Origin of the sequence: Collinsella sp. TM06-3 (assembly GCF_003436395.1) — a bacterium.
Classification (GTDB): Bacteria; Actinomycetota; Coriobacteriia; order Coriobacteriales; family Coriobacteriaceae; genus Collinsella.
Genome location: NZ_QSPG01000016.1, coordinates 37,297 through 46,300, shown reverse-complemented (window position 1 = coordinate 46,300; position 9,004 = coordinate 37,297). Strand labels below are relative to the sequence as shown.

Sequence of the window (9,004 nt, the reverse complement as noted above, 5' to 3'; positions counted from 1 at the left end):
GAGACGGTCCCGGGCTGACAATTTCGACTGTAATGGACGTTTCTAAATGACTAGTCATTGGGGACGTTCTTTTACGACTAGTCGTTTAAGAACGTCCCCAATGTCTAAGTTAGGCGATATGGAGGGGGTTGGCGGCGTCGACGGCATCGGGGGCGTCGGAGAGGTCGCCAGGAGCAGTGTCTGCCGGGTCCTCGTCGGGGGTCTCGATCTGCTTGATCATGACCTCCTGGCCCTGCAACAGGTATGTCTCGCCGCTGCCGCAATGGGGGCAGGTCTTGCCGTGCTCGACCGTCGCGTAGTCGCAGCCGCACGCCTCGCAATGCGTCACGGCCTCGACGGGCTCCACGATAAGCTCCGCGCCCTGCGTGATAGGCTTTTTATCCGCCGCCCAGCGCCAAGCGTCGAGCAACAAGTCGGGAACGACGCCCGAGACCTCGCCCAGCAGCAACGTCACGCTCGAAACGCGGCGCACGCCATTGGCGCGCGCCACATTCTCAACATCGCGAATGATGTGGTAAACGATTCCCAATTCATGCAAGATAAAACCTTTCGACAGAGGTCGATGCGATGTCAATTCAACGTCAGCGAGCGGCGCCCAGGTACCCCAGGTTGCCCCGAAACAAGGCGTCCGCTGGGCTTTTGCCCGCGGCGCCGCAGTTGAGGGGCAAGATGGGGTACCTGGGTGCCGCGCAGCGTCGGCAGTTCCGCCGTTCGTTAGAACGGCGGAACCTCATTACTTCTTCCCGAATTTGATCTTAATGGCGCGCTTGAGCGCGTACTTGCCCAGGCTTGGGAGCTTTTGCTCGTATTTGACCATCGTTGAGCACTCGGGGCGGTCGCGATCCAGATGGATGGCGTCGAACGCGCACTTGGTGGTGCACAGACCGCAGCCAATACACTTGTTGGGGTCGACGATCGAGGCGCCGCAGCCCAGGCAGCGAGCGGTCTCGGCGCGCACCTGTTCCTCGGTAAAGGTCTCGACGTACTCGCTAAACGGCGCGGCCTTCTCGCGTTCGCGGTCCACATGCGCAACCTCGCGGCTCGCGTTGTCGTAGCTTTCGATCACGGCATCGTCGCGGTCAAGCGCGGTGTAGCGGCGCTGGTTGCGGCCGATGGTGAGCGTGGAGCCCGGCTGCACAAAGCGATGGATGGACACCGCGGCCTCGTGACCGGCGGCAATGGCATCGATGGCAAAGCTGGGGCCAGTGTAGACGTCGCCGCCCACAAAGATGTCGGGCTCGGCGGTCTGGTACGTCTGCGGATCGGCAAGGGCACCCTGGCCGCGGCCGAGCTCCACCTTGGAGCCAGCCAGCAGGTCGCCCCACACAATGGACTGGCCAATGGACATGACGACACGGTCGGCATCGACACGGCGCAAGTCGTTCTCGTCATACTCGGGCGCAAAACGGCCCTCGTCGTCAAAGACACGCGTGCAGCGCTTGAAGGTGATACCGCACACACGACCGGCCTCGTCCAGGTGAATCTCCTTGGGGCCCCAGCCGCAGCTAATGTGCGCGCCGTCCTCAATGGCCTCGCGACGCTCCTCCTCGCTGGCAGGCATCTGGGCCTCGCTCTCCAGGCAGAACATCTCAACGTGCTCGGAACCCAGACGGCAGGCGTTGCGCGCGACGTCGATGGCCACGTTGCCGCCGCCCACCACGATGGTGCGCCCGGGCAGCGCGTCGATCTTGCCGCTGTTAACCTCGCGAAGGAAGTCGACGGCCACGGTCACATCCTCGGCATCCTCGCCCGGAATGCCGGCAAGGCGGCCGCCCTGGCAGCCAATGGCCACGTAGAAGGCCTTAAAGCCCTGCGCGCGCAGCTCGTCGAGCGTCACGTCGCGACCGACTTCCACGCCATAGCGGAACTCGGCACCCATCAGGCGAATGACCTCGACCTCGGCCTCGATAACATCCTTCTGCAGCTTAAAGCTGGGAATGCCGTAGGTGAGCATGCCGCCCGGGCGCTCGTTTTTCTCGAACACGACGGGCTTGTAGCCCTTCTCGGCCAGATAGAAGGCGCAGGACAGACCGGCCGGACCGGCGCCGATGATGGCGATCTTCTGGTCGAAGCCGCCGGCACGCGTCGGGGTCACCACAGGTGGGACATAGCGAGTCGCGGCATCCAGATCGCGCTGGGCGATAAACTTCTTGACCTCGTCGATAGCCACGGCGGCGTCCACACGGCCGCGGGTGCAGGCATCCTCGCAGCGGCGGTTGCACACACGGCCGCAGATAGCGGGCAGCGGGTTCTCGCGCTTGATGAGCGCCAGAGCCTCGTCGCAGCGGCCCTGCGCCGCAAGCTTTAAGTAGCCCTGAACGGCAACGTGAGCGGGGCAAGCCGTCTTGCAGGGCGCGGTGCCAGACTCGTGCGTCTCGATGCGGTTGTCGTTGCGGTAGTTGGGCGACCACTTGGTGTGATCCCACTTGGTGGCATCGGGCAGCTCCTGGCGCGGATACTCGAGCACGCGGCCGCCGGCCTTTTTGCTGCAGAGCTTCTGGCCCAGTTTGGCGGCGCCGGCCGGACACACCTCAACGCAGCGACCGCAGGCCACGCACTTGTCTTTCTCGACCTTGGCGACATAGGCTGAGCGCGACAGGTTGGGCGTGTTGAACAGCTGCGAAGTGCGCAGGGCGTAGCACACGTTGACGTTGCAGTTGCAGATGGCGAAGATTTTGTTCTCACCGTCGATGTTGGTGATCTGGTGCACAAAGCCGTTGTCCTCGGCCTGGCGCAGGATGTCGTAGACCTCCTCGCGCGTCACATAATGGCCGCGGTCGGTCTCGACCACGTAGTCGGCCATATCGCCCACGGCGATGCACCAATCGGCCGGGTCGTCGGCGCAGCCCTCTCCCATCACGCGACGGCTCGCGCGGCAGCTGCAGGTGCTAGCGGCATATTTGCCATCGTATTTGTCGAGCCAATGCTCGATATGCTCGATCGGCACCGAGGTGCTCGCGGCATCGATGGCCTTCTCGACCGGAATGACATGCATGCCGATGCCGGCACCGCCGGGCGGCACCATCGGCGTGGCCTTGGACAGCGGTCCCTTGGACGCCTGCTCAAAGAACTTGGCATAGACCGGGTGTTCCTCGAGCTGGCTCACGCGCATGTTGAGGAACTCGGCAGAACCCGGCACCAGCATGGGCAGCACCCACTGCTTGGCGCGCTCGGGGTTTTCCCAGTTGTACTCGAGCAGACCCGTGTAGCTCATGTCGTCGAGCATCTTCTCGATATCGGCTTCGGGCATGCCGGTGAGCTTGACCATCTCGGGCAGCGTATAGGGACGGCGCATCTTCATCTTGCAGAGCACTTCGGCCTGCTCGTCGGTTGCGGCCTCGGCAAACGACCAGTACTCGTAGCCCAGCAGCTCGTCGCGGTGCAGCAGGCGGTTGGTGCAGTGCTCACACAGTTTGACGATGGCCTCGCGCGGATGCTCCGGTATCGGCGGCACGAACTCCGCGCCGATATCGGGCTCGGTATAGCTAATCCCCGGTCCGTTGAGAATCATAGTCGTCCCTTCTCTTGCCACAGCCCGGCGAGACCGCAGCGCCCCTCTTTTTTTGCAGGCCGGGCATGCCCCCATGCCTTTCACCCGCCATTGTTGACATTGTGTCAAAAATAGTATTGACGAACCGTCAACAATATTCAAGACTGTTAGGCTAACGGTCAGGCAAAAGAGGATGAAAGGCGGCAAAACATGGGCAACAACGCAGCAGATATCTCTGTGGTCGATGCCGTCCCCGCATCCGATAGCGCGGCAAAACGCCTGACGGGCGACGAGCGCCGTCGCGAGATCCTCGCCGCTGTGCGCGCCGTGAGCGCCGAGCTTGGTGTGTCCCATCTTTCGGTATCGGCCGTGACCAAGCGGGCTGGCTGCACGCGTTCGCTGTTCTACCACTACTTTGCCGATATGGATGCCGCCGTCACCGCCGTTATGGACGAGGCAATCGACGGCTTTATCGCCGAGCTCGAGCAGTGGAACGCCAGCCGCACGGTTGGCGACATCGAAGGCGCACTCGACACCGTTGCTCCGCTCTTTAAGCGCCTGGTCGTGAGCGGCCACGAGTTGCCGAGCACGCTCACCTCGAGCAGCGGCGCGCTCTACGGCGGCTTTTTGCACAACGTGGTCCAGCGCGTGGCGCAGTATATCTGCGATACCACCGTGGTGGATTTTGTCGCCCATCACGAGCTACGCATCGACCATGTCTACGAGACGTTCTACACCCTCATCATGGGGCTGCTGATGTATATCCGCACGCACCCCGATGTGCCCGACGAGACAGTCAAGGAAATCATCGCCTCGACGCTCCATATCGAGGGCTATACCGCCAAGTATCAGGAGCGCAAGCCCCAGAACTGACGACATTTGGCCAAACTGCCCGCGATCAGAAGAGGGGCCGCGGGCTTGTGAAAGGAGAGCAGCATGCTGTTCGATGTTTGGGGTAGCAATACCCTTATCCACTGGGCCGGCTGGGCCATGGTCTTTATTGGCCTGATCGTGCTCAACGAGGTCGGCCGCCGCACCAAGCTGGGCGCGGCCATCATCTTTGGCGTGGCTCCGCTGGCCATGACCATCTACTGCGTCGCTATCGCCATCGGCGTCTCACAGGGTGCCGAGTGGGCGCTCACCAACCCCACCCATGTGTACCAGAACAGCTGGTTCCACTACGCCAAGGTATACGCGGCGCTGGCCGGTTGCTGGGGCTTCATTGCCATTAAGTACCAGTGGGGCAAGATCGGCAAGGCGCATTGGTTCCGCGCGTGGCCGTTTGTGATCGTCGCCATCAACATCATGATCGCCGTCGTGTCCGACTTTGAGAGCGCCTATCACTTCTTTGTCCTGGGCAAGTCCACCTGGGTCACCTCCGAGGGCGCCACGCAGCTCGCCGGCTGGAACAACGTGTTCAACGGCATCGCCGGTATCATCAACATCTTCTGCATGACCGGTTGGTGGAGTGTCTACGCCTCTGAGGACAAGACCGACATGCTGTGGCCCGACATGACCTGGGTCTACATCATCGCCTACGACATCTGGAACTTCTGCTACACCTACAACTGCCTGCCCACCCACTCCTGGTTCTGCGGCTTTGCACTGCTGCTGGCGCCCACCGTCGCCGCCTTTATCTGGAACAAGGGCGGCTGGATCCAGAACCGCGCCTTTACGCTGGCTATTTGGTGCATGTTTGCCCAGGTGTTCCCGTACTTCCAGGAGGAGTCCATCTTTGTGACCCACTCCACGCTCGACCCCAGCGCCGCTACTGCGGTCTCGATCGCCGCACTGGTCGCCAACATCGCCGCGATCATCTACATCGCCTACCGCGCCAAGAAGCTCGGCCGCAATCCCTACAAGCAGGATGTCTTTGAGGGCACCAGCGATTGGGAGAAGGCTACCGCTCGCCGCGCCAAGGTGGATTACGCACACGCCGAGTAACGCGCTGGTCGCTGTTGGCACTTGAGCATAGGCCCGCCCGCCAGGATTTTCAATCCAATGTCTCGCAGAGCCCCCGGAAAGCGTTTCACTCGCTTTCCGGGGGCTTTTGTCGTTGCGTCTTATTCATCTATTCAAAAACATGCGCATATATAAAATCGGATTTCAAATCATACGGCGGCTCTATGGGCTCCCGTTTTTGGGTACAGTGTTGTCCCGATATTGAGCTTGGGGGATATATGAAAGATGAGACGATGGGTCAAGAGGATGCGGCCCAAGATGCAGAAGCTTGCGCTGAGGCCTTGGAGAGCTTAGACCGAATTTCACTCGATGAGATTGCGTTTGACGATTCGGGCGTTGATGTGCAGGATGAGCCGGAAGCCGAGGCGCAGTCCGATGATCAGGATGCAGACGATGTTGAGCCTGCCGAAGATGAGGCAGATCACGAAGACACCGAAAGCGAGGCCGACGACCAGCCCGGATCCGACACGGGCGAGGAAACCGTCTTGCTCGACAGCTTGCCGGCCGAGGATTCGCTGACCCGCGAGCTTCCTGGCCTGGGTTCCGCACCAGCCGTGGACGAGACCATCGCCATGGGCGATATTCCCCTGCCGTCCGTTCCCTCGGCACACGAAGCCGAGGTTCGCCATCGCAAGATGTCGCCCAAGCGCCGCAATCTGATGGTCGCCGGTGTCGTGGCCGTCGCGCTCGTCGCCGGCGGTGCAGGCTATGCTGCCTGGAACGGATATCAGCAAGAGCAGGCTGCCGCTGTCGCCGCCAATGCCCACACGATGATGTCAGTGCAGATTGGCGTGCATGCCGCGGGCCTCGACTGTTCCACCGGCTCCAAGATTCCCGTACAGGTGAGCGGTCAAGACGCTGATGGCTCCTCCGTGAGCGAAACGCTCTATGTTGACGAGCACGGCCGCGGCATCAAACTGCTGCCCGGCGATTACACGCTCTCCATCGCTGCCTCCCCCATCGCGGCCGACGGCACCATCTATACCGTCCCGACCACCAAGACGCAGGTCACCGTTAAGAGCGATGGACAGGATTTAAGTGCCCAGGCCACCTTTAAGCTCAAGGTGCCTTCGGCCGACACGGTGACTGACGATCAAATCGATGCCGCCGCCAAGTATGCCGAGGAGGGCGGTGCGAGCTCCGCCGCGGCTGCCAAAGTGCTCCAGCAGGCAGCAACCGCGCGGCGCGACGCCGCCGTCAATGCCGTGAGCGCGCAAAAGGCACAGGCATCCCGTGATGCTGACGCTCGCCACAAGGCAACCGACCTCTACCAGCTCGATATTCCCGTCGAGTGGTACGGCAAGGTCGCAACTTGGCAAAACGGCAGCACGCTATGCATCTATCTGGGCGACGACGCCAATACGCCGCTCGTGACGCTCGTCGCCGTGCGCGATGGCGAGACCTTTACGCCCGATGAGGGCGATACGGTTTTGGGCACGGTCAGCCTGGGCAACGGTTATACCGTCTATGCCAGCGGCCCCGTCTATCCGTACGTGGTGCCCCAGACTATCAACGGGCGCACCCAGAATCCCGTGTCAACCTACCCCATGGACACGGCCATTGAGCTTGTCGAGCTTACGACCGGCAACCGCTACACCTACAGCCAGATCAAGAGCGTGCTGGTCGGCAAAGACGGCAAGGCCGACGCTGCCACCAAGCTCGAATGCGACTACATCGCCCAGATTCTGCTGCCGAGCATCAAGGCCCAGGACTAGCCGGGCGCATCATGGTACTCCCCAACCGTGATGAAGGGGCCAGGAGGTCCTGGCCCCACAGATCCGTAGATGATCAGGCAAGGAGCCACTTCCATGCGGGCACAGCGTGTACCACACCGTGTTCACATGGAATATCGGCCTGTTCATCCATAGTAACGATTACCGACTCGCCAAGATCAAACTGGGCCATCGAGGCATCGAGGGCTGCAATTTCGCGTTCGCGCGTTTTCTCGCTTGCCATATCCACACTCACCTGAGTCAGGCTATAAGCCTGCATGAGAAGTGCATCCCCAGCCACAAAGTCAACCTCATGGCTTTTATTCTTCTCCTTGACCAGTAGGCGGCAGACCGAACCGACCCGCACCGCAGGAGTCCTTCTTCTGAGCGCATTGAACACCGCAGTCTCGAGCCTCTGGCCCTGGTCCAATGCCGATGCGGGAGAGAATGCTCCAAACATCGCAGGGTCGACAGCGTAGACCTTAGACGCAGACCGCATGTTATTTGCCAGTGAACGCGTGAACTCCGGCACAGAAAATAACAGGTAGGCGTCCTCATAATACTCAAGTAAATCGCTGAGCGAATTACGACTGACGGGTATCTGTCTGCTCTTGAACTCGTTGTACACTTTGTTCACTGACAGCTCTCGTCCCGAAGATGCCATACACCGCGTCAAGAACAGCGATGCCAGGCGAGGGTTCTTGACGTCGTAACGTTCAACGACGTCCATGGCGACCGTTCGCGAAGCATATTCCTGTAGCAGCTGAATCGCGTCTGCAGGCGTCTGCTCAAGTGTCGCGATGAATCCCCCTTGTTCAAGATACCCGATCAGATGATGTCGAAGCAGCGCTGCATCGCTCGGGGAAAAGGTCGCATCTGGCTCGGGAACGCTCCCCGTCTTATATCGAACGTATTCCGAAAAACTCAACGGAAAAAGCTCTCGCACAAGAGAACGACCCCTGAACTCGCTCTTAAGTTCCGAGGACAGCATCTTAGAAGAAGATCCCGTCACATAGACGGTCGCTTTCTCCGTATCGACTACACGCCGCAGAAACGCACCCCATTCGGGAATTTCTTGGATCTCGTCAAAGAAAATGTAAGCGCCCTCGGTTCGAGCAGCAGGATACAGCGCATAGAACGTGTCGAGCACGTCCGCCAGCAGCGATGGCTCATACGGGCGCAAGCGCTCATCCTCAAAATTGAAGTAAAGCATCCGGTCAAGCTCGACGCCCCGGCTCTGAAGCCGCCGCATCTCCTGATACAGGCGATACGTCTTTCCACAACGACGGGCGCCCACAATCACATATACGATGTTGTCGCGCTTTGGCTCCTGCGGGTTGCCCAGATCAAGGTCGCGCTCAAAGACCTGCGGAATCCCCTGTTGCTCAAAGTCCTTTATTTTTTGAGCCACCAAGTCGTTGAATGCCATAATTCTCCAATCTTGCTCTCCTGCTAATCAAGATTATAACGATTCTTGATTGGCAGGAGAGCAAGATTGTGCGTATCTTGATTAATGGATAAGCAAGTTTTCTATTAGTGGCCCCTCCCGGAGGATATCGAGCGGCCGAGGGGGGCAGGCATGAACGCCTCTAGCCGAAAACAAAGTAGCTAAAAAAGCCCCGTCCCAAATGAGCTACTTAACGCCAGGGGTCAGCTTCGAAGAGGGGCTCGCGCTCGGGGCGGCGATCGCTGTAGGGATCGTAGCCGTCATCGTCCTCGTTCTCGGCACGGATGTAGGGGTCGCGCGGCTTGGGCGCCGGCTTGGACGTGGGCCTGGGCGCCGGCGCGCTTGTCTTGATCTCGTCTTTCATCTGCATAGCTCCTTACATCGCATCCGTTC

At 60.4% G+C, this 9,004-nt stretch carries 7 protein-coding genes; 3 read left to right on the top strand and 4 right to left on the bottom strand.

Annotated elements, in window-relative coordinates; all coding sequences use genetic code 11:
- Positions 1-109 precede the first annotated feature (109 nt).
- On the bottom strand, positions 110-538 hold the full coding sequence (locus DXD56_RS07310) for a hydrogenase maturation nickel metallochaperone HypA (protein WP_117564560.1): 429 nt from the start codon (positions 536-538) through the stop codon (positions 110-112).
- Between the two features lie 195 nt (positions 539-733).
- A complete protein-coding gene (locus DXD56_RS07305) occupies positions 734-3,511 on the bottom strand; it encodes an FAD-dependent oxidoreductase (protein WP_199411565.1) in 2,778 nt (925 codons plus the stop codon).
- Positions 3,512-3,700: 189 nt separating this feature from the next.
- Here DXD56_RS07305 and DXD56_RS07300 point away from each other — a divergent pair, with 189 nt between their 5' ends.
- From DXD56_RS07300 to DXD56_RS07290, 3 genes are all read left to right on the top strand, one after another.
- Entirely contained in the window at positions 3,701-4,363 is a 663-nt protein-coding gene (locus tag DXD56_RS07300) for a TetR/AcrR family transcriptional regulator (protein WP_117583630.1), read from the top strand.
- A 63-nt stretch (positions 4,364-4,426) separates the two neighbouring features.
- Entirely contained in the window at positions 4,427-5,434 is a 1,008-nt protein-coding gene (locus tag DXD56_RS07295) for a DUF5692 family protein (RefSeq protein ID WP_117640738.1), read from the top strand.
- Positions 5,435-5,670: 236 nt separating this feature from the next.
- Positions 5,671-7,167 carry a hypothetical protein gene (locus DXD56_RS07290; protein ID WP_147345478.1) on the top strand — a complete coding sequence of 499 codons (1,497 nt, stop codon included), beginning with the start codon at positions 5,671-5,673 and terminating at the stop codon, positions 7,165-7,167.
- Between the two features lie 73 nt (positions 7,168-7,240).
- Here DXD56_RS07290 and DXD56_RS07285 read toward each other — a convergent pair whose 3' ends face one another.
- Together DXD56_RS07285 and DXD56_RS10100 are read right to left on the bottom strand one after the other, a co-directional pair.
- Positions 7,241-8,593, bottom strand: a complete 1,353-nt coding sequence (locus DXD56_RS07285) for an ATP-binding protein (protein ID WP_117640736.1) — start codon at positions 8,591-8,593, stop codon at positions 7,241-7,243.
- A 208-nt stretch (positions 8,594-8,801) separates the two neighbouring features.
- The gene (locus DXD56_RS10100) at positions 8,802-8,975 is read right to left on the bottom strand and encodes a hypothetical protein (protein ID WP_192934549.1); all 174 of its coding nucleotides are present in this window, start codon (positions 8,973-8,975) and stop codon (positions 8,802-8,804) included.
- Positions 8,976-9,004: the final 29 nt, after the last annotated feature.